Raw genomic sequence first — 26,992 nt, forward strand, 5'->3', positions numbered from 1 at the left:
CGATACGCTGCCGGGGTGGAAACCGCATCGACGCGCACGGCCCGCCCGCTCGTCACCGCCCGCACCGCCGCCGTCTGGGCGGTGCTGCGCCGGGAACTGGAACGACACGAGGGACGCGCGCTGACCGTCCTCGACGTCGGCGGCGGCACCGGAGGCTTCGCCGTGCCGCTGGCCGAGTCGGGACACACCGTCACCGTCGTCGACGCCAGCCCGGACGCGCTCGCCGCGCTCACCCGGCGGGCCGCCGACGCGGGCGTGGCCGCCCGGATCCGGGCCGTGCAGGGTGACGGCGACGCGCTCGCCGGCCTGGTCGAGCCGGGCAGCGTCGACCTGATCCTCTGCCACGCGGTGCTCGAGGTGGTCGATCAGCCGGCCGACGTGGTCGCCGCGATCACCGCCGCCCTGCGGCCGGGTGGTGCGGTCAGCGTGCTGGTGGCCGGCCGGGCCGCGGCGGTTCTCGGGCGGGCCATCAACGGGCATCTGCGGTCGGCGTCCGCGCTGGTCAACGACCCGGAGGGGCACGCCGGGGCGCGCGACACGCTGCGCCGCCGCTACGACGCGGAGACCGCGGCGGCCCTGCTGAGCGCGGCGGGCCTGGAGGTGGAGGAGACCCACGGCGTACGCGTGCTGGCCGACCTGCTGCCGGCGGCGGTCCTCGAGGAGGACCCGCAGGCGCTGCTCGACCTCGAACTGGCGCTGTCGGCCCGGCCGCCGTTCCGCGACATCGCCTCCCAGCTGCACCTCTTCGCGCGCCGCCGCTCGTGATCCCGGACCACCTGCCGGCCTCGGCGTTCGCGACGGTGCCGCCCGCCTACGGGTCGGGCAGTCTCGCCGACCTGATGCCCAGCGTCGGCTCGGTGCTGGGAGTGCCCGGGATGGCCGACACCCTCGGGCTCGCGGCGGCGCTGGACGGGGTCGAACGGGTCGCGGTGCTGCTGGTGGACGGCCTCGGGGCCTACCAGTTGCCGACCGCCGCGCCGTACTCTCCGGTCCTGGCCGACCTGACGCCCGGCTCGCGCACCCTGACCGCCGGTTTTCCGTCGACCACGCCGGTCAGCCTGGTCACCGTCGGGACCGGGACGCCGCCCGGGGCGCACGGGGTGCTCGGCTTCACCGTGCGGCAGCCGGACGGGTCGATCCTCAACCACATCCAGTGGGGTGACACCCCCGATCCGCGCGCCTGGCAGCCGGTGCCGACCATCTTCGAGCGCGCGGTCGCGGCCGGCCTGCCGGTCACCGTGGTCAGCCGCCCGGAGTACGCCGGGAGCGGGCTCAGCGTCTCGGCGAACCGGGGCGCGACGTACGTGGGTTCCTCGAACGCCGACGAGCTGGCCGACGGCATGCTCCGCGCGTTGTCGGCCGGCCGGGGGCTGGTCTACGGCTACCACCCCGAGGTCGACAAGGCCGGGCACGAGCACGGCGTCGACTCGCCCCAGTGGCGGATGGCCATCACCGGGGTGGACACGCTGCTCGACCGCCTGGTGCACGGCCTGCCGCCCCGGTCGGCGCTGCTTGTCGTGGCCGACCACGGGCAGCTGAACGTTCCGCTCGGTGGCCGGTTCGACCTGGCCGACCAGCCGGAGCTGTCGGCGGGGCTGGTGGCGGTGGCCGGCGAGCCCCGGGTCCGCTATCTCTACCCGGCGGCCGGCGCCCACGACGACGTGCTGGCCACCCTCCGCGGCCTGCTCGGCTCCGGGGCACACGTGCTGACCAGGGATGAGGCGATCGCCGAGGGCTGGTACGGCCCGGTGCCCGCCGGCCACCGGGGCCGGATCGGCGAGATCGTGGTGGTCTGCCGGGAGCGCACGGTCGTGCTGGCGTCCGGCCAGGAACCGCCCACGGCGGGCCGGCTGATCGCCTATCACGGCGCCCTGACCGCCGCCGAGATGACGATCCCGCTGCTGATCGCCCGCTGACCGCCGTTTTTTGTCAGGGGGTCCGGCTAGGGTCCGTGACGTGGGACGAAGTCAGGTGGTGCCGAAAGGGCGCGACCCGCGGTTCGGGCCGGATGCCGACGACGCGGGCTGCACCATCCTGCACGTCGACATGGACGCGTTCTTCGCCTCGGTGGCCGTCCGCTCACACCCCGAGCTGCGCGGGAAACCCGTGGTGGTGGGCGGGGTCGGGCCGCGCGGGGTGGTCAGCTCGGCCAGCTACGAGGCCCGCCGGTTTGGGGTGCGCAGCGCGATGCCCACCGCGCGAGCCCGGGCGCTGTGCCCGCAGGCGGTCTTCCTGCCGGTCGACGGCCCGGCCATCGCGGAGGCGTCCCGGGCGGTCATGGCCATCTTCCGGGACGTGACACCGCTGGTCGAGCCGCTCTCGTCCGACGAGGCCTTCCTCGACGTCGCCGGTGCGCAGCGGCTGCTCGGCCGGCCCGCCGAGATCGCCCGGCAGATCCGCACGCGGATGCTCGCCGAGCAGGAGCTCACCTGCTCGGTCGGGGTGGCGCCGACCAAGTTCGTGGCGAAACTCGGCTCGACCCGGGCCAAACCCGACGGCATGCTGGTGGTGCCGGCCGGCCTGGTGCTCGACTTCCTGCACCCGCTGCCGGTCGACGCGCTCTGGGGCGTGGGGGAGCGGGCCGCCGAGACGCTGCGCCGGCTCGGCCTGACCACCGTGGGTGAGCTGGCCCGGGCCCCGATGGGCATGCTGCGCCGGGCGGTCGGCGAGGCCTCCGCCGCGCACCTGCACGAGCTGTCCTGGGGGCGCGACCCGCGCCGGGTGACCCCGGAGCACGTGGAGAAGTCGATCGGCGCCGAGATGACCTTCGACGTCGACGTGGCCGACCCGCTGGTGATCCGGCGCAGCCTGCTCGCCCTCGCGGAAAAGGTCGGCGCGCGGGTGCGGGCGGCCGGTCAGGTGGGCCGCACGGTGTCGATCAAGGTGCGGCTGGCCGACTTCCGGACGGTCAATCGATCTCGCACGGTGCCTACGAGCACCGATGTGGCACGTGAGATCTTCGAGATCTCCTGGGGATTGTTCGAAGCACTCGGCGCGAGTGATCACATCCGGCTGGTCGGCGTGCGGGTCGAGGGACTGTCCGCCGCGGCCACCACGTCACGGCAGCTCAGCCTCGGTGAACCGGAGCACGGATGGCGCGAGGCGGAGGCGGCGGCCGACGCCGTGGCGGCCCGGTTCGGCGGCGCCAGAGTGGGGCCAGCCAGTCTTTTGGGACGAACTGATCTTCGCCGGGCCGAAAATCACCCGCAGCGGACGGTCGTCCCGCTTTCCGAGCCGCCCACCCCCTCGTAGACTTGCTCGGTAAGGCAGCCGACGGCTGTCCCGCGCCACCTACCTGTTTCACCCCGGCCCCGCCCTTGGGACCGGCTGAGTTTCATCAACGATGCGCCCGGGGAGGAATGCCGTGCCGCTCTCGGAGCACGAGCAGCGGCTGTTCGATCAGATCGAGCGGTCGCTTGCCGAGGACCCCAAGTTCGCCTCGGCTGTGCGGGCCAACGACCCGCGTTTCCATGCACGACGCCGGATCCTCGTCGCCGCCTTCTTGATCATCCTTGGTCTCGCCCTCCTCGTCTTCGGCACCGCGAGCAGCAACGCCCTGCTCGCTGTTGGCGGTTTCGTGGTGATGCTGGGCTCGGCCGCCTTCGCGATGCAGTCCCGTCGCAAGGTCAACGCCCCCGACCTGCACGCGGTCGGCGGCACGGCTACTCGCCGCACACGGCAGACGCGCAAGGCTGGATTCATCGATCGGCTCGAAGACCGGTGGCGTCAGCGCCCGGAGGGGCACCGCTGACACCGGCGCGCTCAACGACCGAGCGCGCGAACTGAACGAACGCCGGCGCCCTCCGGGGCGCCCGCGACCGGCAGATGGCGGCCACCGGCCGCCATCGCCGTTTCTCGATGCTTTGCGTGCTTTTGTCCGCGCTGCCGGGGGGTTCGAGCGTTGATCGAGGTGCGCTACACCAAGTGGGGCGGTAAGCGGCACTGGCGGTTCCTGGCGGAGCCGCTGGGCAGTGACGAGTTCGGCTGGTGGTACGGCTGCCCGGCCGGCACGTCGATGCGCCGCGGCTTCGAGGAGCCGGTCGTCGTCGACTACGAGTTCATCGTGCTGGTGCCGGCCGACGGCCGGTGGATCGCGTCCTGGAACGGCCCGGCGCACCGGCACGTCGCCATCTACGTGGACGTGACCGACCGGCCGGTGCGGGCGAACGGCCTGGTCGAGGCGGTCGATCTGGACCTCGACGTGATCCGGCTGCGGGACGGCAGCGTGGAGATGCTGGACGAGGACGAGTTCGAGGAACACCAGCTGCTCTACGGTTACCCGGCCGAGGTGATCGCCGAGGCCCGGCGGACCGCCGACGCTCTGTTCGCGATGATCGAACAGCGGCAGGAGCCGTTCGGCGAGGTGGGCGACGCCTGGCTGACCCGTTTCACCGCCGAGCGCCACCCCTGAATCAGGAGCGGCGCCCGGCAATGGGTCAGCGGCGGCCGGGCAGCAGCCGCAGCGGGCTGAAGCGGGCCAGTGAGTCCCGCAGCCGGCCGGAGACGGTGACCGTGCGGGTCGAGGCCTCGGCCAGGGCCAGCCGCCACCGCAGCAGCACCGACGGCGGCAGCAGCACCGCCATCAGGCGGGTGCGGCGGTTGGCCGAGCGGGCCAGGCCCTTACGGACCGTGCCCAGCGCCGCCGTCAGCTCGCCGCCCTGCATCGGCTGACGGGCGTACCGGGCCCGCTCCTCGGCCGTGCCGAGCAGGGCGGCCGCGGAGGCCGGCTGCTCGAGCAGGACCGCGTCCTGGATCAGCCGCTGGGCGGTGACCCGGGGCGTCTCGGTCGGGTCGACCGGGATCCGGAAGTCGATCATCGTGTCGAGGAGCTCCTCCCAGGCGGCGTGGGCGTCCTCGCGGGCGCGTGCCGCCTCGGGGGTGACCTCGATGTCGAGATCGACGCCGGCCCCACCGGACGCCGACAGCACCTTTGGTGTCCTGGGCACCGTCGCGGCGTGCCGGTGCCGGCGCAGCAGAACCCGGCGCAGGGCCGGGATCAGCAGCAACGCGATCAGCAGGGCCACGATGCCGAAGATCCACAGGGTGGTCGACGACGTGCCGCCGCCGGTCGTGTCGAAGGCGCTGGAGCCGGCCGTGTTGTTGCCGCCCCGGTCGGCTTCGTCGGGGCCGTTCGCGGCGGCCGACGGGTTGGTGCCGGGCGCTGCCGCCGACGTCGACGACGAGGCCGTCGGGATCGGGGCGTCGGTGTCCGGCGCGTAGTCGGAGCGGGCCGCGCCGAGCACGTTCGCCGCCGGGGTGGCGTCGAACGGGACCCAGCCGAAGCCCTGGAAGTAGACCTCGGTCCAGGCGTGCGCGTTGCGGTTGGTGATCGACCAGCCGCCGCTGTCGGGGGTGCCGCGGGTGAAGCCGAACGCGACCCGGGCCGGAATGCCGGCCACCCGGGCCAGCCAGGCCAGCGCCGCCGCGTACTGCTGGCAGTAGCCGACCTTGGTGCGCAGGAACGCCGCGATGTCCGAGCTGTTGCCGGCCGACTGGGTGGACAGGCTGTAGGTGAACCCGTTGTCCTTGGAGAAGTAGTCGTACAGCGCCCGCATCTTGTCGTAGTCGGTGCTCTTGCCCTTGATCTTCTCGGCGACCAGGGCATCGACCTCGGCGTCGCGCGGGGTGTTGGTGTACTGCGTGCGCAGCGGGTTGTCCTTGCCGAGCGGGTCGGCGGTGCGCAGCTCGGTGGGGGTGTAACTCGCCCGTACGTAGTCGAACTCGTACTTCTTGCCCTTGGTCGTCTGCCGGTTGGAGAAGATGACCTGCTGGTTGGGGTCGAAGGACCAGCCGCCGCCGATGTCACTGATCTGCACGGTGTTCGAGTAGATCGGCATCATGCTCTGCCGCAGCGCGTCGGTGACCTCGACCTCCGCGTGGTACTGCTGGAAGTCGCCGCCGGCGGTGCCGCCGCGCGGGTCGGGCAGGCCCCGGTTGACCGAGTTGCCGACCGGCGCGCGGTTGCCGAAGCCCAGGTTGGTGAGCTGGTCGGCGACCCCGAACCGCAGGTAGAACGGGTTCTTCTCGGTGGTCTTCAGCTTGATCAGCTGGGTGGTCTCGCTCTGCTGCAGCTGGCCGCTGAGCCCGGCGAACAGGCTGATCCGGCCGCCCGCGCCGTTGCCCGCCCCGGCTCCGCCGATCCCGCTGCCGCTCTGGGTGATCTGCGACAGCAGGCCACCGCTGACGGTCGGCACCAGCAGCGGCAGCACGACCGCCGCGGCCACGCCCACCACGCCGAGCCGGCGGCCGGCCGCGGCCAGCGGGGAGGGTTCCCACACGTCCACGTCGCGGCCGTCGCCGGTGAACCGGCGGCCGAACCGGCGGACCCGGTCGACGTTGTCGGAGACCAGCAGCCACATGAAGCCGACCGCGCCGATGATGAACGGCAGCACCGGCACGCTGTCGACGTAGACGGCCACCGGCACCGAGTAGATGGCCAGCATCGGCAGCCCGGCCAGGGCCGGGCGCCGGGCCACCACGGTGAGCAGGTCGACGGCGATCGCCACCGACCCGACCCCGAAGGTGGTGATGAACAGCAGGCCGTCGCGGTCGGGGACCGGCACGCCGTACGACCGGGTGTCCTGGCCGGCCTGCTGGACCAGCTCGGCGAAGTGGGTGAAGGTGGCCGGCTGGGGGATCAGGATCTCGTGGCCGCTCGGGTACATCCAGGTCAGGGTCAACAGCAGCACCAGGACCTCGGTGACCGCCACCGCCCAGACCGGGAACCGGAGGGTACGGGCGAGCAGTGCCGCCCCGGCGATCAGGCCGACCGCGAGGATGCAGCGCAGCAGCCAGGCCCAACTGTCGAAGATGGACGAGATCGGCGCGGCCGCGAGCAGCGTGGCCCCGGCCGCGATGACGCCCAGTCGCCTGCGCCCGGTCATCGGATCACCCCGCCGACCGTCTCGGCCATCGCGGCCCGCCAGGCGAACCCGCTCGAGCCACGGGCCGCGGCCGGCCACAGGTCGGGCAGGGTGGCGCCGTGCGTGACCGGCACCGACCGCCAGCCGGAGTGCACCAGGGCGAGCGCCGCGGCGGCGTGCTCCCGGTCGGCCTCCTGCCGTTCGCCGGCCGTCATCGACACCCAGGTGGAGCTGTCGATGGCGAAGCCGATGCAGGTCGCGCCGTTGCCGCGCAGCCCGGCCAGCAACTCGGCCTCGGCCACCGTGAGCGAGCCGAAGATGCCGATCACCAGGCCGCCGTCGGACCGCCGGCGCACCTGCTCGACCAGGACCGAGATGTCGCCGTTCTGGGCGAGCTTCGCGTCGGCGAGGGTGTCCAGGATCACGCCCTCGCCGGCCACCTCGGCGGCGTCGATGTCGACGCCCGAGCCGGTGACCAGGCGCAGCTTGTAACCGGCGTGCCGCAGGTGCATGGCGATGCTGGCGGTGGCCGACACCGCCCATTCGAAGCTGGCGGTCGGGCCCTCGCCGCGGTGGGCGTAGACCCGGGTGTCCAGCACCACGGTGGCCCGGCTCTCCCAGGGCTGTTCCTCGCGGCGCACCATCAGTTCGCCGGTGCGGGCGGTGGACCGCCAGTGCACCCGGCGCAGGTCGTCGCCGCGACGGTATTCACGGGTCGCGGCGTCGTCCTCACCGTGCACCGCGACCGACCGGGCGCGGCTGTCGCCGGTGCCGGCGTATTCCCCGGCCAGGCGCACCGTGGGCAGCGGGATCACCTGCGGGATGACGGTGAGCCGGTCGACGCTCGGGAACGAGCGGGTCAGTTCGCACAGGCCGAACGGGTCGGTCAGCCGGATGACCAGCGGGCCGATCGGGTAGCGGCCGCGCACGTCGGCACGCACCGTGTACGCCACCGAGCTGGCCTGGTGCGAGCCGAGCCGCTCCAGGACCACCCGGGGGCGGCTGCCCAGGGCGTACGGCAACTTGTCCTCCAGCAGCAGGGTGCCGGTGGGCAGCCGGGACATGTTCTGCAGGCGCAGGATGACCCGGGCGCTGGAGCCGACCGGGGCCCGGCCCGGTTCCAGCGACCGGGTGCAGGCCAGCTTGTAGCGGCTGCGACCGACGTACGCCGCGGCGAGCAACGGCAGCGCCGCGAGCAGCACCGCCACCCGCAGCAGGTCGCGTTCGCCCAGGACGATCGCCGAGATGCCGGCCGCCGCCGCGGCGGCCAGGAACGATCGGCCGCGCGTGGTGAGTCCCCGCAAGGCCTCTCGCATGATCAGTGCCCCCGCGCCTCGTACTGGGTGCCCCCGTTGGAGGACGGCCGGGTGTCGTACGGCGAGCGGTTGCGCTCGTGCGGCAACGGCAGCCGGTGCACGATCTCGGACACGATCGCGTCGGTGGTGCGCCGGTTGAGCTGGGCGTCCGCCGTCGGGATGATGCGGTGCGCGAGGACCGGCACCGCGAGGGCCTGCAAATCGTCGGGGAGCACGTAGTCGCGGCCGTCGAGCGCGGCGACCGCCTTGGCCGTGCGGATCAGCTGCAGCGTGCACCGCGGCGACGCGCCGAGCCGGATCTCCGGGGCCTCCCGGGTCGCGGTGACCAGCGCGATCGCGTACTGCTGGACGGCTTCGGCGGCGTGCACGCCACGGGCCGTGGCGATCAGCCGGCGGACCGTGGCGGCGTCGGTGACCGAGCGCAGGTCGTTCAGCGGGTCGTGGGCGCCGTGGCCGTTGAGCATGGCCAGCTCGGCCCGCGGGTCGGGGTAGCCCATCGCGATGCGGGCGGTGAACCGGTCACGCTGAGCTTCGGGCAGCGGGTAGGTGCCCTCCATCTCGATCGGGTTCTGCGTCGCGATCACCATGAACGGCGCCTGCAGCTCATAGGTGGTGCCGTCGACGGTGACCTGCCGTTCCTCCATGCACTCCAGGAGGGCGGACTGGGTCTTCGGCGAGGCCCGGTTGATCTCGTCGCCGACCACCAGGTTGGCGAACACCGCGCCCGGCTTGAACTCGAAGTCGCGCGTCTCCTGGTTGTAGACGCTGACCCCGGTCACATCGCTGGGCAGCAGGTCGGGGGTGAACTGAATACGGCGTACGGAACAGTCGATGGAACGGGCGAGCGCCTTGGCAAGCTTGGTCTTGCCGACGCCCGGTACGTCCTCGATCAGCAGATGGCCCTCGGCGAGCAGCACGGCCAGCGCCAGCCGGACCGTTGCGCTCTTGCCCTCGATGACCTGCTCGATGTTCGACATGATGGCCTGCGAGGCGGTGCGGAAGTCCTCGCCGGTCATCGGTCCACCGGGCGCGTCCCAGGTCGGGGTTGTCACGGGCCTCCTCCAAGTCGTTCTCGCCGCATTCCAGCGGCTCCGGCGCCGCGGAAAATAGGGCAGCGAAGAGTGCGCGGGCCGTCCAGGACGCGCCCGTCCCCACAGGTTAGCCCGATCACACCAACTCGCCGAGTGTCGCCGTCCGTCGCCATTCGGCGACCGTCAACCAGACACGAATATCGGATAGGTAAAGAATCAGACATCGGTCTAGTTGCATTTACCGATCTTCAGACAGAGTCAGCCATCGACGGGCGCCACCATCGGGCGCTCGGCCGAGAGGGGCTTAACTTTGAGACCGTTATCCGTACCGTCCGTGACCCGGCGGGTCGGGGCGGCGACCGCAGGCGTGTTCTTGCTGGCAGGACTGTTGCCGGCAACCGCGCAGGCCGCACCGGACCCGGCGAAGGCCGCCGCCACCGACCGCAAGCAGGCGGACCGCCGCGCCGACTACGACAGCCGGGACAGCCTCGGCGCCGCCGCGGCGGCCCAGCCGACCGCCGCACTGGCCGCCAAGGTCGTTCCGCAGGCGTCGGCCACGGCGGTCAACAAGCTGCGTGATTCGCTCGGCGTGCAGGGCATCGTCGACGTGGACAAATCGACCGGAACGCCCCGCCGGGTCGCCAAGCTCGACGGTTTCCTGACCGCCAAGAGCAAGGCCAAGCCGGAGAAGATCGCCCGGGACTACCTGGCCGCGCACGCGGACGTGTTCGGCCTGGACGCCGGCACGATCGCCAACCTCACCCTGCGCCAGGACTACGTCGACATCGAGGGCACCCACCACCTCAGCTTCGTGCAGAGCGTCGGCGGTGTCCCGGTCTTCGGCAACGGCCTGAAGGCACATATCACCTCCGATGGGCAGCTCGTCCAGCTCGACGGTGCGCCGCTGCGGCAGCTCCCGGCAGCGGCCGGCACTGCGAAAATCACGGCGGCCGGTGCGCGGGCGGCCGCGGTGAAGGACGTCTTCGGCACGTCCGCCGCCAAGGTCACCACGACCGACACGGGCGCCGTCAAGAAGACAAACTTCTCCGACGGCGGCAACGCCAAGCTGGTCTGGTTCCAGGCCGCCGGCGGGGCCCGCCTGGCCTGGCAGACCATCGCGGTCGACGAGGGTTACGTGCACGTCGTCGACGCGGCCAGCGGCGAGATCCTGTACCGGCAGAACACCGTCGACGCCGACTCGGCCGAGACCTGGACCAACTACCCGGGCGCGGCCAAGGGTGGCGTCCAGAAGAAGGTCAGCCTCAGCAAGTGGCTGCCGAACAACTCGCCGCGGCTGGCCGGCAACGTCGCGCACGTCTACTCGGACGTCAACGACGACGATGTCGCCAACCCGGCCGAGGAGGTCCTGCCATCCGGGAAGAAGAGCTTCGACTTCCCGTTCACCGACTTCTCGGCGACCGTCGGCGGTAACTGCTCGGCGACCAACCCCTGCTCCTGGGACCCGAACACGCCCAACTCGTGGCAGGTCAACCGGGCCCAGAACGCCACCCAGATGTACTACTTCCTGGGCACCTGGCACGACCACCTGCTGAGCAAGCCGATCGGCTTCACCCGCACCGCCGGCAACTTCGAGGCGGTCGACGGTGACGCGGTGCAGGGCCAGTCGGACGACGGCGCGAACACCGCGAACGGGCTGCCCGACGGCAACCACGTCGACAACGCCAACATGAACACCCCGCCGGACGGCACCCCGCCGACCATGCAGATGTACCTGTTCCTGCCGGACGACCTGTTCATCGCCGGCAACTCCGGCGACGAGGCCGACATCGTGTACCACGAGTACACGCACGGCCTGTCCAACCGGCTCGTGGTCGACGCCAACGGCAACTCCACCCTCGGCAACGTGCAGGCCGGCTCGATGGGTGAGGCCTGGAGCGACTGGTACGCGATGGACTACCTGATCAACGAGGGCCTGGAGAAGGACACCTCGAAGATCGGTGACGTCCTGGTCGGCAAGTACATCACCAACAACAGCACGATCCGCAGCGAGGCGCTCGACTGCACCGTCGACGCGCCCGCCACCGCCTGCCCCGGCACCGTCGGCGCCGGCCCCGGCGGCTACACCTACGGTGACTTCGGCCGGGTCTCCTCGCGAGGCGCCGAGGTGCACGCGGACGGCGAGATCTGGGCCCAGACGCTGTGGGACCTGCGCAAGGCGATCGGCAGCAAGCAGGCCGAGTCGCTGGTGACCCGGGCCATGGAGCTGTCCCCGGAGAACCCGTCCTTCCTGGACGAGCGCAACTCGATCCTCGCGGCCGACCTGGTGGTCAACGGCGGCAAGCTGTCCAAGACCATCTGGAAGGTGTTCGCCAAGCGCGGCATGGGCTACTTCGCGGCCTCGCTGGACGGCAACGACGGGGCTCCGGTCGAGGACTTCTCGGTGCCGCCGGCGGCGAACACCCCGAAGGGCGCGCTCACCGGCAAGGTGACCGACCAGGACACCGCCGGCCCGGTCGCCGGTCTTACCGTCGGTTTCGGCGGCCACGTCTCCGGCTTCGCCGGCGACCTCTCGGCCACCACGGCCGCGGACGGCACGTACACCATCTCCGGGATCATCCCCGGGACGTACGCCAAGGTCTTCGCGAAGGGCGCCGGGTACGACCAGCAGGTCGCCACGTTGTCGATCCCGTCGCACACGGTCCGCAAGGACTGGGTGGTCCGCAAGGACTGGGCGGCGTCGAGCGGCGGCGGCACAGTGGTCGACTTCACCGGCCCGGACTACTCGCCGTACGGCTGTGGCCCGGCCAAGCTGATCGACAACTCGCAGATCTCCGGCTGGGGTTCGGATGTCGCCGCCGACGGGCAGTGGATCATCCTCCAGCTGGGCGCCAAGGTGAACATCGCCGAGCTGGTGATCAACCCGTCCGCGACCTGTGGTGACGACACCACCGCGTCGACCGGCGGGTACCGGGTGGAGACCTCGGCCGACGGCACGACCTGGGCCGCGGCGGCGTCCGGCACCTTCCCGGACGGCACCGTCACGCCCACCGCGGTCGCGCTGGCCGCGGGTACCGGCACCGGCGTCGAGTACATCCGCTACACGATGCTGACGACGCAGGGCCAGGACGCCGGGCTCTGCCCGGCCGACCAGCCCCCGGCGTTCAGCGGCTGCGTCTTCCAGGACTCGACCGAGCTCGCGGTCTACGGAGGCGCTGCGTAACACAGTACCGGCGATTGCCGCCGGTGAGATGGCACGCGGTTCCCAGCGCCCGCGGGGTTTGCGGGTGTTGGGAACCGCGAGTCATCTCGCTGGCCTAAAAGGCAATCGCCCCGCGGAGCGAAGCGGAGCCAGCCAGCTCAGTGATACCGGTCGCCGTCTGCGGGCGGCGACCGGTACCATGCAAGCCATGGCCCGGCCGTTCCTGCTTCTTAGCCGGCCGTGCTGCCTCCGCCGCTAGTTGCGGGCACAGCACGGCGAACCCCTCCTGCGTGAGGGGTTTTTTCGTGCCCATCGACTGATTGAGATGCCGACACCATGAGCGAGTCAGAGACACCGCGGTTCCGTTACACGGCCGCGCTGGCCAACGAGATCGAGCCGCGCTGGCAGGCCTGGTGGGCCGAGCACGGCACGTTCCACGCCCCGAACCCGTCCGGTGATCTGGCCGACCCGGCGCACCCGCGGGCCGGCGCGCCCAAGCTGCACGTGCAGGACATGTTCCCGTACCCGTCGGGCGCGGGCCTGCACGTCGGTCACCCGCTCGGGTACATCGGCACCGACAGCTACACCCGCTACAAGCGGATGGCCGGTTTCAACGTCCTGCACCCGATGGGCTTCGACGCGTTCGGCCTGCCCGCCGAGCAGTACGCGGTGCAGACCGGCACCCACCCGGCGATCACCACGGCCGCCAACGTCGAGCGCTACAAGACCCAGCTGCGCCGGCTGGGCCTGGCCTACGACGATCGCCGCTCGTTCGCCACCACCGACCCCGAGTACTACCGCTGGACCCAGTGGATCTTCCTGCAGGTCTTCAACTCCTGGTACGACGAGAAGATCCACAAGGCCCGGCCGATCCCCGAGCTGATCGCCGAGTTCGAGGCCGGCACCCGGCCTGCCCCGGAACAGCCGTGGGCGGAGCTGTCCCCGGTCGAGCGCCGCAAGCTGATCGACGACCACCGCCTGGCCTACGTCAGCGAGGCCCCGGTCAACTGGTGTCCCGGGCTGGGCACGGTGCTGGCCAACGAGGAGGTCACTCCGGACGGCCGCAGCGAGCGGGGTAACTACCCGGTCTTCCAGCGCAGCCTGAAGCAGTGGATGATGCGGATCACCGCGTACTGCGACCGCCTGATCGAGGACCTGGACACGCTGGACTGGCCGGAGCCGGTCAAGCTGATGCAGCGCAACTGGATCGGCCGCTCCAAGGGCGCGCACGTCGACTTCCCGGTCGGCGACGACGTGATCACCGTCTTCACCACCCGGCCGGACACGCTGTTCGGCGCCACCTACATGGTGCTGGCGCCCGAGCACGAGCTGGTCGACAAGATCGCCCCGGCGGCCTGGGCTGCGGGGACAAATCCGACATGGACCGCTGGTGCGGCGACGCCGGGGGAGGCCATCCGGACATATCGGGCAGCGGCCGCGGCCAAGACCGACGAGGAGCGCACCGAGTCCAAGGAGAAGACCGGCGTCTTCACCGGGGCGTTCGCCACCAACCCGGTCAACGGCGCGCAGATCCCGGTGTTCATCGCCGACTACGTGCTGGCCGGTTACGGCACCGGCGCGATCATGGCGGTGCCCGGCCAGGACGAGCGCGACTGGGCCTTCGCCGAGGCCTTCGAGCTGCCTGTCATCCGTACGGTCAAGGCTCCTGATGATTTTGAAGGTGCCTTTACCGGCGACGGCCCGGCGGTCAACAGCGACTGGCTGGACGGCATGGGTGTGGCCGAGGCCAAGGCCGCGATGATCGCCTGGCTGGAGCAGCACGGGCACGGGCGGGGCGCGACCACCTACCGGCTGCGCGACTGGCTGTTCAGCCGGCAGCGCTACTGGGGTGAGCCGTTCCCGATCGTCTACGACGAGACCGGGCTGCCGATCGCCCTGCCCGACGCGATGCTGCCGGTCGTGCTGCCGGACGTCGACGACTTCTCGCCGCGCACCTTCGACCCGGACGACGCGAACAGCGAGCCGGAGACGCCGCTGTCCCGCAAGAAGGACTGGGTCAACGTCGAGCTGGACCTGGGGGACGGCCTGAAGTCGTACACCCGGGAGACCAACACCATGCCGCAGTGGGCCGGCTCCTGCTGGTACGAGCTGCGCTACCTGGACCCGCGCAACTCCGGCGCGCTGGTGGGCAAGGAGAACGAGGCCTACTGGATGGGCCCGGCCCGGGACGGCGACTCCGGCGGCGTCGACCTGTACGTCGGTGGCGTCGAGCACGCCGTGCTGCACCTGCTGTACGCCCGCTTCTGGCACAAGGTGCTGTACGACCTGGGTCACGTCTCGTCGTTCGAGCCGTTCCGCAAGCTGTTCAACCAGGGCTACATCCAGGCGTACGCGTTCCGCGACGCCCGCGGCGTCATCGTGCCCGCCGAGGAAGTCGTCGAGCGCGACGGTGCCTACTTCTACGGCGACGCTCGCGTGACGCGTGAATACGGGAAAATGGGCAAGTCGCTGAAGAACGTCGTCACCCCCGACGAGATGTGCGAGCAGTACGGCGCCGACACGTTCCGGGTGTACGAGATGGCGATGGGCCCGCTGGACGTCTCCCGTCCCTGGGAGACCCGGGCGGTCATCGGCTCGCAGCGCTTCCTGCAGCGGGTGTGGCGCCTGGTCGTCGACGAGGAGACCGGCGCGACCCGGGTCACCGACACCGCTCTGGACGAAAAAACCCGGAAGCACCTGCACCGCACCATCGCCGGGGTCCGCGAGGACATGGACGAGCTGCGGTTCAACACCGCGATCGCCAAGCTGATCGAGCTGACCAACACGCTGACCCCGCTGCCGGTGGCGTCGCGGGAGGCGATCGAGCCGCTGCTGCTGATGACGGCGCCGTTCGCGCCGCACCTGGCCGAGGAGCTGTGGAGCAAGCTGGGTCACGAGGGCACGCTGACCTACACCGCGTTCCCGGTGGCCGACCCGGAGCAGCTGAAGGCCGAGTCGATCACCTACCCGGTGCAGGTCAACGGGAAGGTGCGCGGGCGGGTCGAGGTGTCACCCGAGGCTGACGAGGCGTCGGTCCGGGAGGCGGCGCTGGCCGCCGTGGCCGAGGTGCTCGATGGGCGTACGCCCAAGAAGGTCATCGTGGTGGCCGGCCGCCTGGTGAGCGTCGTCGTTTAACACCAACCATGCCGAAAGGGGCGTCGCGCGAACCGCGCGGCGCCCCTTTCCGATCAACTACTTTCAGGCGACAAGCCGGCGTACGACGTAGTTGCTGCCGTAGATCTTGTGCTTGCCGACCCGGGCGCCGGTGTGCGGCGAGTCGTACATGTAGCCGCCACCCGCGTAGATGCCGGCGTGGTAGCCGTACGAGCCCGAGCGGAAGACGATCAGGTCGCCGACCTGCTTGTTGCTCTTGGCGACGGACTTGCCGTACTTCTGCTGGGTGTTGGCCTTGTGCGGCAGGGCCTTGCCGGTCGTCTTCTTGTAAACGTACTTCGTGAAGCCGGAGCAGTCGAAACGCGACGGCCCCGACGCGGCGAACTTGTACAGCGCGCCGGTGTGCGACTTGGCCTCGGCGAGCACCTTGGCACCACTGGCCTTCACCGTGAACCGGTAGCCGTTGGTGTACTTCACGTTGTAGTCGCCGTTGCCCAGGAACACGGCCCGGAAGTTGATCGTGGCCAGCGGCTTGGCGTACAGCGTGACTGCGCCGTTGCCGTTGACCTTCGCCGACCCCCAGGAGGTCCACGCGCCGCCGCGGTTGCCCTCGAGGCGGACGTAGCCGGTCGTAACCGCCTGGCCCGTCTGGGGGTTGTAGACCCGGGCGGTCACCCTGACTCTCGAACCCCACGCGACGGTGCGGGTGCTCGAGTTGATGGAGACGGCCGGGGTCACCTTGGCGGTGGCCTGGACTGCCGCTACGACGGGAGTTGACGTCGTGGCAGCGCTTGCCGCGGTCGGAGCCATGAGCTGACCTGCGCAGAGGCAGAGACCCAGGGACAGCGCGGCAGTACCGGTTCCGACGGACAGCCGTCGACGCCGGCTCGAGTTGTGCTCGTGCACGGTAAGGGATTCCCTCCGGCACGCCTGCGAGGTTAGCTGTCGGGTTCGGGCGGGAAGGTGTGCCCGGTCGCCGTGATGGCCGACTTCACCCCGAGGGCTGCTCCGTGGATCGCCACCGGAGCGGGTGGCGCGGAGCGGACCAGAATTGGGTCCCCCGTCCCTGCCCCCGTATGCCTATGTGGTCGTGAGCGTGGTCGCGGCGATCGACCCGGGGCAGGGCTCGGCGTGAGCCTGATCGTCGCGAGCCGGTTCGCTCGGAACCGGCCCAACCTTGCTACCCGAAATTTTCCATGATCGTCGGGCCGTTTTCGTCACTCTCCGTGTTTGGCATATTGGATGCTGTCCGGTTTGTTATCTCCGCGAGACAAATGCCATGACGTCGGGTAGCTGAGTTATTACTGAACGTCCAAGGTTACGGGTGAAACAGAACACACAAAAAGTGGCCGTAACCCCGCGTTTGCTGGCCCGAAACGGTTCAGTAGACTGCCCGCCCTCCGCAACTCGACGTAATCGCCGGGTCCGGTACCCTCGCTGGCGTGACGGACGGGAAGATGCCCCTGCGGGCCAAGGTCGCGACCTCCGTGTCGAAAACCGCGGCCGCGCTCTCCAGGGCGGCGGGACGCGGCGACGGCTCGGTCATCGGCGGATGGATCGGCCTCAAGATCGACCCGGAGCTGCTGAACCACCTGGCCGGCGGCCGCGCGATCGCGCTGATCTCGGGGACCAACGGCAAGACCACCACCACCCGGCTGGCGACCGCCGCGCTCGAGGTGATGGGCCGGGTCGCGACCAACTCGTTCGGCGCCAACATGCCCACCGGGCACACCTCGGCGCTGGCCAAGGCCGGTTCCACGCCGTTCGCGGTGCTCGAGGTCGACGAGCACTACCTGGCCCGGGTGATCGACGCCACCGAGCCCCGGGTCGTGGCTCTGCTCAACCTCTCCCGCGACCAGCTGGACCGGGCCAAAGAGGTCTCGATGATGGCCCAGATGTGGCGCGACGCGCTGGCCAACCACCCCGACGTGCGGGTGGTGGCCAACGCGGACGACCCGATGGTCGTGTGGGCCGCCGGGGACAGCGCCCACGTCACCTGGTTCAGCGCCGGTCAGCGCTGGCACGACGACTCGTTCGTCTGCCCGCAGAGCGGCCACCCGATCGAGCGCGCCAACGGCGACTGGTGGTGCGTCGGCTGCCCGCTGCGCCGCCCGCAGGCCCAGTGGCGGGTCGAGGACGAGGGCGTGGTCGACCCGCGCGGCGACTGGCACCTGGTCAAGCTGCAGCTGCCCGGCACGGTCAACCTCGGCAACGCGGCCACCGCGCTCGCGGTCGCGGCCGAGTTCGGTGTACGCCCGATAGAGGCTCTCCCGCGGCTCTCCAACGTCGCGTCGGTCGCCGGTCGATATGCCCAGGTTGACCGGGACGGACGAAATGTCCGCCTACTGCTGGCCAAGAACCCGGCAAGCTGGCTCGAGGCGTTCGACATGGCCGAGCAGGCACCCACCCTGCTCTCGGTCAACGCCCGGGACCCGGACGGCCTGGACACCAGCTGGCTGTACGACGTCGACTTCTCCCCGTTGCGCGACCGGCCGGTGCTGATCACCGGGGACCGGGCCTACGACCTGGCAGTTCGCCTCGAGGTGAACGCTGTGCCGTTCCGGCACGTTAGGACTTTTGACGAGGCGATCCAGGCCGTTCCATCGGGCCGCCTCGAGGTGATCGCCAATTACACGGCGTTCCAGGACATCCGAGCGGAGTTGGATCGTGTCCTCTGAGAGCACGCTGCGGATCGTGTGGATCTACCCCGACCTGCTGTCCACCTACGGTGACCGGGGCAACATGCTCATCCTGGCCCGGCGGGCCGCGATGCGCGGCATCCCGGTCGAGGCGTACGAGATCCGCTCCGACCAGCCGATGCCGTCCAGCGCCGACATCTACCTGATCGGCGGCGGTGAGGACGGCCCGCAGGCCCTGGCCGCGCAGCGCCTGATCGCCGACGGCGGCCTGCACCGCGCCGTCAACCAGGGCGCCGCGGTTCTGGCCATTTGTGCCGGTTACCAGCTGTTCGGCCACTCGTTCTTCGCCAAGGGCACCAAATGTCCCGGGCTAGGCTTGCTGGACCTGCACTCCGACCGGGGCGAGACCCGCGCCGTCGGGGAGCTCCGCGGCGACATCGATCCCCGGCTGGGCTTGCCCCCGCTGACCGGTTTCGAGAACCACGGCGGCCGCACCCACCTGGGCCCCGGGGTGTCACCCCTGGCCCGGGTCACCGCGGGCATCGGCAACGACAGCCAGACCGAGGGCGCCTGGCACGGCAAGATCCTGGGCAGCTACTCACACGGCCCCGCGTTGGCTCGCAACCCAGCTATAGCCGATCTGCTACTGCGTTGGGCGATCGGCGCGGATAGCCTTTCACCCGTTGACGACACCTGGGCCGACCGGCTCAGAGGCGAAAGGCTCGCAGCCGCGGGCGCTTGACCAGCACGTTCACAGATCATGAACCGACGATGAGTTGGGGCGGTTTGCCTGCATGACTGACACCTTGATCGCACCTCCGGCCCCTTCGACGGTCGCGCCGGCCCTGCCGGTCACCGAGCCCATGGGCTGGAAGCGCCGACTGATCCGCGTGGCGGCCCTGGCGCTGGTGGTGGGCGGCCTCGCCGCCGCCGCGGCGCTGCTGCCCCTGCGTGACATCGGCGACGCGATCCTGGCGCTGGGCCACGGCGCCCCCGTCGCGATCGCGGTGGTCGGCGGCCTGCTGCTGTCGGTCCTCGTCCCGCGCACCGCCATCACCCTCGCCTGCGGCGCCCTGCTCGGTGCGGCCACCGGCGCCGCCACCGCGCTGGCCGCGGCCGTGATCGCCGCCACCGCCACCTACTACGCCGGCCGCTGGGCCGGCCGGGGCGCCCTGAACGCCCGGGCCGGTGGCCGCCTGGCCCGCCTGGACGGCTGGCTCAACCGCCGCGGCCTGGCCGCGGTGCTGCTGGTCCGCTTCCTCCCGCTGGCCCCGTTCGGCCTGATCGGCTACGCCTACGGCACGACGAGCGTCTGCCGCAAGCGCTACCTGCTGGGCACCACGCTCGCCTCGATCCCGTCGGCGGTCAGCTACGCGGTGATCGGCGCCGCGGTCGCCAACCCGGGCGGCCTGAACCCGCTGAGCCTGGCGCCCGCCCTGATCGGCTTCACCTTGACCACCACGATCGTCTGGCGCTGGAAGCGCAGCGCCCGCCGAGAGGCCGCCCTGGCCACCGCCGCGGCCTGAAAGACCCAAGCTGACTGAAGGCCCGCCTCTCCAGGCGGGCCTTCAGCTTTTCCGTATATAAGAGGTGTACGGGGTTGCTACCGCCGATCTTGTTGACCTGCCGCTTCGACCGGCGATCTTGTTGAGCTGGCGCACCGGCCGAACGGGAAATCGACATCCTCGAGCGTCGCTGCGGAGTTATCCACAGGGCTGGAGCGGCGTCGGCGGCAGATGCGGCAAGGTCTGCCGATGCGCAACGTCCCCGGCCCCGACGCATCCGACCTCGACTGGCTGATCTTCGAGCAGGCCGGCGTGCTGACCACCGCCCAGGCGGAGCAACTGATCACCCCCGGAAAAGCGCGCGGCCACCTGCGCCTGAACCGATGGCGACGCCTGTGCCGCGGAATCCTGCTTGCCGAGAACGGTCTCCTCCGGCGCGACCAGCAGCTGTGGGCCGCGGTGCTGCTCGCCGGGCGCGACGCCCACCTGGCCGGCGCGACGGCGGCGACCGAGGGCGGATTGACCGGTTTGTCGCCGGACCCGATCGAGGTGCTCGTGCCGGCCATCCGCAGCCGAAGTCTCCGCATCCCGCAGCTGCCTCCGGACATGCCGCCGATCCGGCTGTACCGGACGGCGGCCCTGCCCGAGCACCACCGGCAGATCGGCCGGCCACCGCGTACGACGATCGCCCGCGCCGCTATCGACGGCGCCGCCTGGGCCCGGACCGACCGGGCGGCCGCCGGTCTGATCGCGCGGGCGTATCAGCAGGGCTGCGCGACTACCGGTGAGCTTCGGGCGGTGCTGGACATGTTCCCGACGATCCGCCGTCACCGGCTGATCGGGACGACGATCGCCGACCTGGCCGGCGGCGCCATGGCGCTCTCCGAGATCGACCTGCTCGCGTTGTGCCGGCGTCATCGGATTCCGGCGCCGAACCGCCAAGCCCCGCGCACCGACGGCACCGGCCGCATGCGGTTCGTCGACGCCCACTGGGCCGATGCGCGTCTGCTGGTCGAGGTCGACGGCGGGTATCACCTGGATGTGCGGCAGTGGGCAGCGGACATGCTGCGGCAGAACGAGATCTGGATCAGCGGCGATCGCATCCTGCGCTTCCCGGCGTGGCTGGTGCGCGCGGAGCCGGCCACGGTGGCCACCCAGATCCGCGCGGCGCTGGCCGCGGCCCTCCGCCCTCCGGCGCCACCCGGGTAGCCGAGGTTGTCGACCTCCTGTCCGGAGCTAGCGGCATTTCCACAAGATCGCGGGTGGGGGGAGCGCGAGGCGAGCGGGCGGCGGCGGTCGTGTTGCGCCGCAGGCCCGAGGCTGTGGAGTTGGCGCTCGGAGCGAGCGCCAACTCCACAAGATCGCGACAGGAGTAGGGCCGGGCGGCCGAGGTTGTGGGCTTGCCGTTTGGAGCGAGCGCGTTTTCCACAAGATCGCGGGGTGGGGGCGGGCCGCTGAGCGGTGGGGGCGGCGGGCCGGCGGGCCGGCGGGCCGGCTGCGGTTGTGCGGCCAAGGGCGGCCGAGGTTGTGGAGCTGGCGTTCGGAGCTAGCGCGTTTTCCACAAGATCCCGGGTGGGGCGGAGCGCGGAGCGCTGGGGTTGGGGCTGGCCGGCCGGCGCCGGCCGAGGTTGTGGGGCTGGCGCTTGGAGCTAGCGCGTGCTCCACAAGATCGCGGGCGGGGTGGAGCGCGCCAGCGCTCGGGCGGGGCGCCGGGACGGCCGCGCGGCCGTGGGCCGCCGAGGTTGTGGAGCTGGTGTCAGGAGCTCGCGCCAACCCCACAAGATCGCGATAGGGGGTGCGAGTGGCGGGCGTGCGTGTGAGGGCTGCTCGGCTCCACTTTGCTCCACTGGAGGGCTCCACTTCCCTCCCTAGGAGGGCTTGACAGGGTGTTGGATGCGGCGAAATGGGACATTTTGCGGTGGTATGTCGGAGGTGCCTGCGGGGGTGTCGGCTACCGGACGTGGATGATCATGGGAATGCCCTCCACCGGGTGGACTCGTCACTGACCAGGGGGTTTGGGCTTGACGATTGATTGCCGACGTGCTCAATCCGCTTGCGGGTGGAGGGAAGTGGAGTAGAGTGGAGCGCAGTGGCAGGGCCGATGGGGGAGCTAGACCGGGGAGCCTGCCGGCCCGAGTTGACAAGCGGACCGCGAACCGCTGGGGGCAGGGGGTGGACGGCCGATGTTCCTCGGCACCCATACCCCACGCCTCGATGACAAGGGGCGGCTGATCCTTCCGGCCAAGTTCCGAGATGAGCTGGCGGGAGGTGTCGTGATCACCAAGGGGCAAGAGCGCTGCTTGTACGTGTTCCCGATGCCGGAATTCCAGCGCATCGCGGGTCAGCTTCGTGAGGCACCGGTGACCAACAAGGCCGCCCGGGCATACAGCCGGGTGTTCTTCGCCAGCGCGCATGACGAAGTGCCCGACAAGCAAGGCAGGGTGACCATCCCGGCGCACCTGAGGGAATACGCGGCACTTGACCGCGACCTCGTGGTGATCGGGGCGAGCACCCGGGTGGAGATCTGGGACAAGCAATCCTGGGACGACTACCTCGCGGCGAGCGAAGACGAGTTCGCCGACATCGAGGAGGGGGTGCTGCCCGGCGGACTGTGAGGCGTGGCACCGGCCGGGCCTGCGATCAGTCCCGGACGTCACCGCCGCCGTACTGCGAGATCTCCAGCCGCTCCGGCTCCTGACACCTCTTCCCCGGTGCCAGGCGCCCGCCAGGCAACAGCGAGCCCGCTGGCAACGGGCCGCGAACACCGGGCACGAGCGGATGGGGATCTGGCGGTACGGACGCGGTGCGGACGACGTCCGGGCAGGTGCGACGACTTGGGGTACGGCCGGGGCACGAGGGGGGTCGACATGGGGGAGCCACGTGGCACGCACGTGCCGGTGCTGCTCGAGCGCTGCCTCGAGCTGCTCGCCCCCGCCCTCGAACTGCCCGGTGCCGTGCACGTGGACTTCACTCTCGGGCTGGGCGGGCACGCGGAGGCGGTCCTCGAGCGGCACCCGGACGCGGTCCTCATCGGACTCGACCGGGACACCGAGGCGCTCGCGCATTCCCGGCAGCGGCTGGCGCGGTTTCGCGCCCGGACCCATCTCGTGCACGCGGTCTATGACGAGCTCCCGCAGGTGCTCGCTGACCTCGGTTACGAGCGGTTCCACAGTGGCCTGTTCGACCTCGGTGTCTCCTCGTTGCAGCTGGACGAGGCGGACCGCGGTTTCGCGTACGCCCAGGACGCGCCGCTGGACATGCGGATGGACCAAACCGGGGGGATTACCGCCGAGGAGGTCGTCAACTCGTACGAGCCGGGCGATCTGGTCCGGATCCTGCGGCAGTACGGCGAGGAGAAGTTCGCTCCCCGGGTCGTCTCGGCGATCGTGCGGGAGCGCGCGAAGGGGCGGATCACCTCCACGGCCCGGCTGGCCGAGCTGGTCAAGGAGTCGATCCCGGCCGCCGCGCGACGAACGGGTGGAAATCCCGCGAAAAGAACGTTTCAAGCTTTACGTATCGAGGTAAATGGCGAGCTCGCCACGCTCGAATCGGCCGTACCGGCCGCTTTGGACGCATTGGCGCCGAAGGGGCGCCTTGTGGTGATGAGCTATCAATCTCTGGAGGACCGGATCGTCAAGCGCGCCCTCACCGCGAGGACGCGCAGCACGGGCCCGATCGACCTGCCGGTCGAACTGCCCGGAACCGGTCCCACCCTGCGGCTGCTGACAAGGGGGTCGGAGCCGCCGACCGACGAGGAAGTCGAGGCCAACCCGCGGGCGGCCTCGGTGAAGCTGCGCGCGGTGGAGCGCATCGGACAGAACCAGGCACCGGAGGCCGGCCGCGAGTGGCCCCGGTTGTCAACGCACGGGGGACGAGGGCGGTTACGCCCGGGGGAACGCGACGAGGGGGAGGGGAAAGCATGAGCGAGCGCACTGCGCCGCGGCCGGGGGGCCGGGCCACGGATCATGCGGACGCCCAGCGAAGTGACGCCCGGGGGGCGCGCCACTTCAAGGACGAGAAGTCCGACACGCGCCGGTCAGGGATCGGGCGGGAGGCCGCCGGCAAGCCGGCGCCGCGCAAGACCGACAAGACCAAGGCCGACCAGACCAAGACCGATGGCGTACGCGGTGAGCGTGCCGAATTGGTGCGGGGCAAGGGTCGTCGGCCGGAGCCGGCCATCAAGACGCGCCGCGAGGAGGCTCTCGAGGAGCGGGCGCAGCGGGACGGCAAGGGGCGCCGGCCGGTCGCCGACGCCCCGGTGAACGGCACCGCGGCGCTGCGCGTCGACGAGGTCGTGGCCGAGCCGGTGCTGGTCACCGGCGAGGTTCCCGCGCCCCGGTTGCGGGTCGCGCCGCCGGCTCCGATCAGCGCGCCGCGAGCGCCGTTCGTGGCCTCGGTGATCGGCGTGGTGGTCGTCGGGGTGCTCGGCATCCTGCTGATCAACACCAAGACCAACGAGAACTCGTTCCAGATCGCCGACCTGCAGAAGCAGGGCGCGGCCCTGGACAACCAGCAGCAGGACCTGGAAAACCAGCTGGTCGCGGCGTCCAGCATCGGCAACCTGGACGCGGCCGCCCGCCGGCTCGGCCTGGTCAAGGCGGACAACCCGGCGGTGTTCCGGCTGCCCGACGGCAAGATCATCGGCATCCCGAAGCCGGCCAACGGCCGCCCGGCCGTGACCGCGCAGGACGCCAAGACGCCGGGTTCGTCCGACGCGGGCGCCGGCAAGGTCGCTCCGGTGAGCCCGACCAACGTTAGTGGCGCGAACGTTAGTCCCACTAACGTTAGTGAGACGAACGTTAGTGAGACGAACGTTGGTGGCACGAACGTTGGTGGCACGAACGTTGGTGGCACGAACGTTGGTGGCACGAACGTTGGTGGGACGAACGTTGGTGGGGCTAACGGCACGGACAGCGGCGGCACGGCGAATGGGGCGACTGTGAGTGACGGGCAGACGCAGAGCGGCACGGGGCAGTAGGCCTTCATGTCGCCACGATCCGAAGACACACCGCGCCGGGGCAATCAGCCCCGGCGCGGTACGTCTCGTGACCTTCCGACCGGGGACACCGGCGCGGAGGAGACCGAGGAGACCGGCCGGGGCCGCGGCTTCGGCGGTATCGGCGACGCGCGGGCGTACACCCCGCGCGGGCGCACCATGGCCGAGCGCGACCAGCGCACCCGCTCACCGCGGGCCGGCCGCACCACCGACCCGTTCCGGCCGGCCCTGCAGGTGCTCGACGGCGGCCGCCCGCAGCGTGGGCGCCGCCCGGCCGAGCCGGCAGTGCCCGCCGACAAGACCACCACCGGCAAGACCGGCACGAAGACCGGGAAGACCGGCACCGGCAAGGCGGGCACCGGGGAGAAGGGTGACACCGGGCGCCGGGACCAGAGTGACCCGCGGCCGGCCCCGCCTCGCACCCGCCGGCCCGAGCCGGACGATCGCGACGAGCTCAAGCAGCGCCGCGACCGTACGCCGGCCCGCGGCTCCCGGGGCAGCGAGCGATCGCGCACCGGGGCGCCGTCGCCCCGCTCACCACGTGCACCGTTCGGTTCCCGTACGAAAAAATCGTCTGGCCCGAGCCGCGCCGTGCGGGCCATTTCGACGGAGCCGCCCAAGCTCGCGAATTCCACCCGCCGCCTGCGGCTGGGCACCGTGCTGGCCCTCTCCCTGTTTGTGATGATCGGCGTTCGCCTGGTCGTGCTGCAGGTCGCCTCGTCGCCCGGCGACGCGGCGCGGCTGATCAAGCTGCGTGAGCAGCGGATCACCGAGGTCACCCTGCCCGCGCAGCGGGGCAGCATCCTGGACCGGGACGGCACCGTGCTGGCGCACAGCGTCGAGGCGCGGTACGTCGGTGCCGACCCGGTGCTTGTCGAGAACGTGTCGCAGACCGCGGCCACGCTGGCGCCGCTGCTCGGCGTGCCGCAGTCGAAGCTCATCGAGAAGATGACCAAGCACAAGCGGCCGGGCGGTGGCGAGTCGCGGTTCGAGTTCCTGGCGCAGGGTGTCGACATCTCGATCGGTGACCGGATCACCTCGCTCGACCTCAAGGGCATCGTGGTCAAGCAGGATGAGCGGCGCGACTATCCCGGCGCCGACCTGGCCGCCAACCTGGTCGGGTTCACCGGCGCCGACAACTCCGGCCTGGAGGGTCTGGAAGGTCGCTACGACTCGCTGCTGCGTGGTACCGCCGGCAGCCAGGAGTTCGAGATCGGCAAGGGCGACCTGAACACCCCGATCCCGGGTGGCTACCAGAAGTACGTGGAGCCGCAGCCGGGCACGTCGCTGCAGCTGACCATCGACGCCGACCTGCAGTACGAGGTGCAGCGCATCCTGTGCGAGCAGGCCACCGACTGGAAGGCGACGATCGCCGGCGCGGTCGTGCTGGACGTCAAGACCGGTGAGGTGCTGGCTCAGGCGAGTTGCCCGACCTACAACGCGGCCAAGGCGCTTGACTACACGCCGGCCGACCGGGAGGACGTGCCGAGCGCGATCGTGGCCGACCCGGGCTCGGTCCACAAGGCGTTCATGATCGGTGCCGCCCTGCAGGAGGGCCTGATCAAGCCGGACTCGCTGATCACGGTCGGTCCGGCGCTGGAGCGCGGTGGTTACCGCTTCCAGGACAGCCACGTGCAGGACAAGGGCACCAAGATGACCATCCCGGGCATCCTGGCGCTCTCCTCCAACGTCGGCACCATCCTGATCGGCGACAAGCTGGGCAAGCAGAAGGTGTACGAGTATCAGCAGAAGTTCGGGCTGGGCAAGGCCACCAACGAGGGCATGGGCGGCGAGGCCACCGGCAAGATCCTCACGCCGGACGAGTGGAGCGGTTCGGCGTCGGGCTCGGTGCCGATCGGGATGAGTGTGGACGCCACGCTGATCCAGATGGCGGCCGGTTACGGGGCGATCGCGAACGACGGCACCTACATCCAGCCGCACCTGATCAAGGCGCTGGTCTCCGGCAAGGACGGCAAGGTGGAGCAGACCGCCAAGCCGGAGACGCACAAGGTGCTGGACCCGGGCGTCGCTTCCGAACTGCGGACCATGATGGAGTCGGTGGTCGACGACGCGGACGCCACCGGTACGCAGGCCGCGGTCACCGGTTACCGGGTGGCCGGCAAGACCGGCACCGGCAAGCGGCTCATCGACGGGCAGTACACCAGCAGCAACTACGGCTCGTTCATCGGGATGGCGCCGGCCGAGAACCCGCGGTTCGTGATCGCGGTGTCGGCCGAGGTGGCGCACGGCACCGGCGGCGACGTGGCCGCGCCCGCGTTCAGCAAGATGATGTCCTTCGCTCTGCTGCACTACCAGGTGCCTCCGTCGACCACGAAGGCGCCGACATTCCGCATCAAGGAGTAGACGT

At 70.8% G+C, this 26,992-nt stretch carries 19 protein-coding genes and 1 riboswitch; of the genes, 15 read left to right on the plus strand and 4 right to left on the minus strand.

From position 1 onward, the window contains the following. Window positions 1–15 precede the first annotated feature (15 nt). The 5 genes from Ate02nite_RS19555 (at window position 16) to Ate02nite_RS19575 (ending at window position 4,411) form a co-directional block, all read left to right on the plus strand. Window positions 16–765 (plus strand): methyltransferase domain-containing protein, encoded by a 750-nt coding sequence (locus tag Ate02nite_RS19555; RefSeq protein ID WP_203807517.1) that lies wholly within the window; start codon window positions 16–18, stop codon window positions 763–765. Continuing rightward, complete coding sequence (locus tag Ate02nite_RS19560) at window positions 762–1,916, plus strand: alkaline phosphatase family protein (protein ID WP_239147523.1); 1,155 nt, start codon at window positions 762–764, stop codon at window positions 1,914–1,916. Before Ate02nite_RS19555 ends, Ate02nite_RS19560 begins: the two co-directional genes overlap by 4 nt. Window positions 1,917–1,956: 40 nt before the next feature. Further along, window positions 1,957–3,252, plus strand: a complete 1,296-nt coding sequence (gene dinB / locus Ate02nite_RS19565; RefSeq protein ID WP_203807519.1) for a DNA polymerase IV — start codon at window positions 1,957–1,959, stop codon at window positions 3,250–3,252. Window positions 3,253–3,364: 112 nt separating this feature from the next. Continuing rightward, the gene (locus tag Ate02nite_RS19570) at window positions 3,365–3,751 is read left to right on the plus strand and encodes an SCO2097 family morphological protein (RefSeq protein WP_203807521.1); all 387 of its coding nucleotides are present in this window, start codon (window positions 3,365–3,367) and stop codon (window positions 3,749–3,751) included. Window positions 3,752–3,910: 159 nt separating this feature from the next. Beyond that, the gene (locus tag Ate02nite_RS19575; protein ID WP_239147539.1) at window positions 3,911–4,411 is read left to right on the plus strand and encodes a DUF402 domain-containing protein; all 501 of its coding nucleotides are present in this window, start codon (window positions 3,911–3,913) and stop codon (window positions 4,409–4,411) included. Window positions 4,412–4,436: 25 nt separating this feature from the next. Here the strand turns inward: Ate02nite_RS19575 and Ate02nite_RS19580 are convergent, their stop codons facing one another. The 3 genes from Ate02nite_RS19580 to Ate02nite_RS19590 are packed head-to-tail and all read right to left on the minus strand — an operon-like array spanning window position 4,437 to window position 9,231. After that, complete coding sequence (locus Ate02nite_RS19580) at window positions 4,437–6,884, minus strand: transglutaminase TgpA family protein (protein WP_203807524.1); 2,448 nt, start codon at window positions 6,882–6,884, stop codon at window positions 4,437–4,439. Beyond that, the gene (locus Ate02nite_RS19585; RefSeq protein ID WP_203807526.1) at window positions 6,881–8,179 is read right to left on the minus strand and encodes a DUF58 domain-containing protein; all 1,299 of its coding nucleotides are present in this window, start codon (window positions 8,177–8,179) and stop codon (window positions 6,881–6,883) included. The genes Ate02nite_RS19580 and Ate02nite_RS19585 overlap by 4 nt, the downstream gene beginning before the upstream one ends. A gap of 2 nt (window positions 8,180–8,181) precedes the next feature. Next, window positions 8,182–9,231, minus strand: coding sequence for an AAA family ATPase (locus tag Ate02nite_RS19590; protein WP_438871223.1), 1,050 nt, complete (start codon window positions 9,229–9,231; stop codon window positions 8,182–8,184). A 313-nt stretch (window positions 9,232–9,544) separates the two neighbouring features. On the opposite strand from Ate02nite_RS19590, the gene Ate02nite_RS19595 reads away from it, so the two are divergent. Both Ate02nite_RS19595 and leuS read left to right on the plus strand, forming a co-directional pair. After that, window positions 9,545–12,391, plus strand: coding sequence for a M36 family metallopeptidase (locus Ate02nite_RS19595; protein WP_239147524.1), 2,847 nt, complete (start codon window positions 9,545–9,547; stop codon window positions 12,389–12,391). A 315-nt stretch (window positions 12,392–12,706) separates the two neighbouring features. Next, entirely contained in the window at window positions 12,707–15,505 is a 2,799-nt protein-coding gene (gene leuS, locus Ate02nite_RS19600) for a leucine--tRNA ligase (protein WP_203807528.1), read from the plus strand. Between the two features lie 63 nt (window positions 15,506–15,568). Here the strand turns inward: leuS and Ate02nite_RS19605 are convergent, their stop codons facing one another. Beyond that, window positions 15,569–16,294, minus strand: a complete 726-nt coding sequence (locus Ate02nite_RS19605; protein WP_203807530.1) for a C40 family peptidase — start codon at window positions 16,292–16,294, stop codon at window positions 15,569–15,571. A 102-nt stretch (window positions 16,295–16,396) separates the two neighbouring features. Then, window positions 16,397–16,537, minus strand: a riboswitch (cyclic di-AMP (ydaO/yuaA leader). A gap of 404 nt (window positions 16,538–16,941) precedes the next feature. Here Ate02nite_RS19605 and Ate02nite_RS19610 point away from each other — a divergent pair. The 8 genes from Ate02nite_RS19610 (at window position 16,942) to Ate02nite_RS19645 (ending at window position 26,988) form a co-directional block, all read left to right on the plus strand. Further along, window positions 16,942–18,162, plus strand: a complete 1,221-nt coding sequence (locus Ate02nite_RS19610) for a Mur ligase family protein (RefSeq protein WP_203807713.1) — start codon at window positions 16,942–16,944, stop codon at window positions 18,160–18,162. Beyond that, window positions 18,152–18,865, plus strand: coding sequence for a type 1 glutamine amidotransferase (locus Ate02nite_RS19615; protein WP_203807532.1), 714 nt, complete (start codon window positions 18,152–18,154; stop codon window positions 18,863–18,865). The genes Ate02nite_RS19610 and Ate02nite_RS19615 overlap by 11 nt, the downstream gene beginning before the upstream one ends. 52 nt (window positions 18,866–18,917) lie before the next feature. Then, window positions 18,918–19,649 carry a TVP38/TMEM64 family protein gene (locus tag Ate02nite_RS19620; RefSeq protein WP_239147525.1) on the plus strand — a complete coding sequence of 244 codons (732 nt, stop codon included), beginning with the start codon at window positions 18,918–18,920 and terminating at the stop codon, window positions 19,647–19,649. A 228-nt stretch (window positions 19,650–19,877) separates the two neighbouring features. Beyond that, window positions 19,878–20,837, plus strand: coding sequence for a DUF559 domain-containing protein (locus tag Ate02nite_RS19625; RefSeq protein ID WP_203807534.1), 960 nt, complete (start codon window positions 19,878–19,880; stop codon window positions 20,835–20,837). 974 nt (window positions 20,838–21,811) lie between these two features. Further along, window positions 21,812–22,243 (plus strand): division/cell wall cluster transcriptional repressor MraZ, encoded by a 432-nt coding sequence (gene mraZ, locus Ate02nite_RS19630; RefSeq protein ID WP_203807536.1) that lies wholly within the window; start codon window positions 21,812–21,814, stop codon window positions 22,241–22,243. Between the two features lie 252 nt (window positions 22,244–22,495). Next, entirely contained in the window at window positions 22,496–23,551 is a 1,056-nt protein-coding gene (rsmH, locus tag Ate02nite_RS19635) for a 16S rRNA (cytosine(1402)-N(4))-methyltransferase RsmH (protein ID WP_203807538.1), read from the plus strand. Next, entirely contained in the window at window positions 23,548–24,606 is a 1,059-nt protein-coding gene (gene ftsL, locus Ate02nite_RS19640; RefSeq protein ID WP_203807541.1) for a cell division protein FtsL, read from the plus strand. Before rsmH ends, ftsL begins: the two co-directional genes overlap by 4 nt. Window positions 24,607–24,612: 6 nt before the next feature. Beyond that, window positions 24,613–26,988, plus strand: coding sequence for a peptidoglycan D,D-transpeptidase FtsI family protein (locus Ate02nite_RS19645; RefSeq protein ID WP_203807543.1), 2,376 nt, complete (start codon window positions 24,613–24,615; stop codon window positions 26,986–26,988). Window positions 26,989–26,992: the final 4 nt, after the last annotated feature.

This window comes from Paractinoplanes tereljensis (assembly GCF_016862435.1).
GTDB lineage: Bacteria > Actinomycetota > Actinomycetes > Mycobacteriales > Micromonosporaceae > Actinoplanes > Actinoplanes tereljensis.

Bases quoted from the DNA above. Each gene is read 5' to 3' on its own strand.
- Ate02nite_RS19580 (WP_203807524.1), bottom strand. From the start codon at position 6,884: ATGACCGGGCGCAGGCGACTGGGCGTCATCGCGGCCGGGGCCACGCTG.
- Ate02nite_RS19585 (WP_203807526.1), bottom strand. From the start codon at position 8,179: ATGCGAGAGGCCTTGCGGGGACTCACCACGCGCGGCCGATCGTTCCTG.
- leuS (WP_203807528.1), top strand. From the start codon at position 12,707: ATGAGCGAGTCAGAGACACCGCGGTTCCGTTACACGGCCGCGCTGGCC.
- Ate02nite_RS19605 (WP_203807530.1), bottom strand. From the start codon at position 16,294: ATGGCTCCGACCGCGGCAAGCGCTGCCACGACGTCAACTCCCGTCGTA.
- Ate02nite_RS19610 (WP_203807713.1), top strand. From the start codon at position 16,942: ATGCCCCTGCGGGCCAAGGTCGCGACCTCCGTGTCGAAAACCGCGGCC.
- Ate02nite_RS19620 (WP_239147525.1), top strand. From the start codon at position 18,918: ATGACTGACACCTTGATCGCACCTCCGGCCCCTTCGACGGTCGCGCCG.
- Ate02nite_RS19625 (WP_203807534.1), top strand. From the start codon at position 19,878: ATGCGCAACGTCCCCGGCCCCGACGCATCCGACCTCGACTGGCTGATC.
- mraZ (WP_203807536.1), top strand. From the start codon at position 21,812: ATGTTCCTCGGCACCCATACCCCACGCCTCGATGACAAGGGGCGGCTG.
- rsmH (WP_203807538.1), top strand. From the start codon at position 22,496: ATGGGGGAGCCACGTGGCACGCACGTGCCGGTGCTGCTCGAGCGCTGC.
- ftsL (WP_203807541.1), top strand. From the start codon at position 23,548: ATGAGCGAGCGCACTGCGCCGCGGCCGGGGGGCCGGGCCACGGATCAT.
- Ate02nite_RS19645 (WP_203807543.1), top strand. From the start codon at position 24,613: ATGTCGCCACGATCCGAAGACACACCGCGCCGGGGCAATCAGCCCCGG.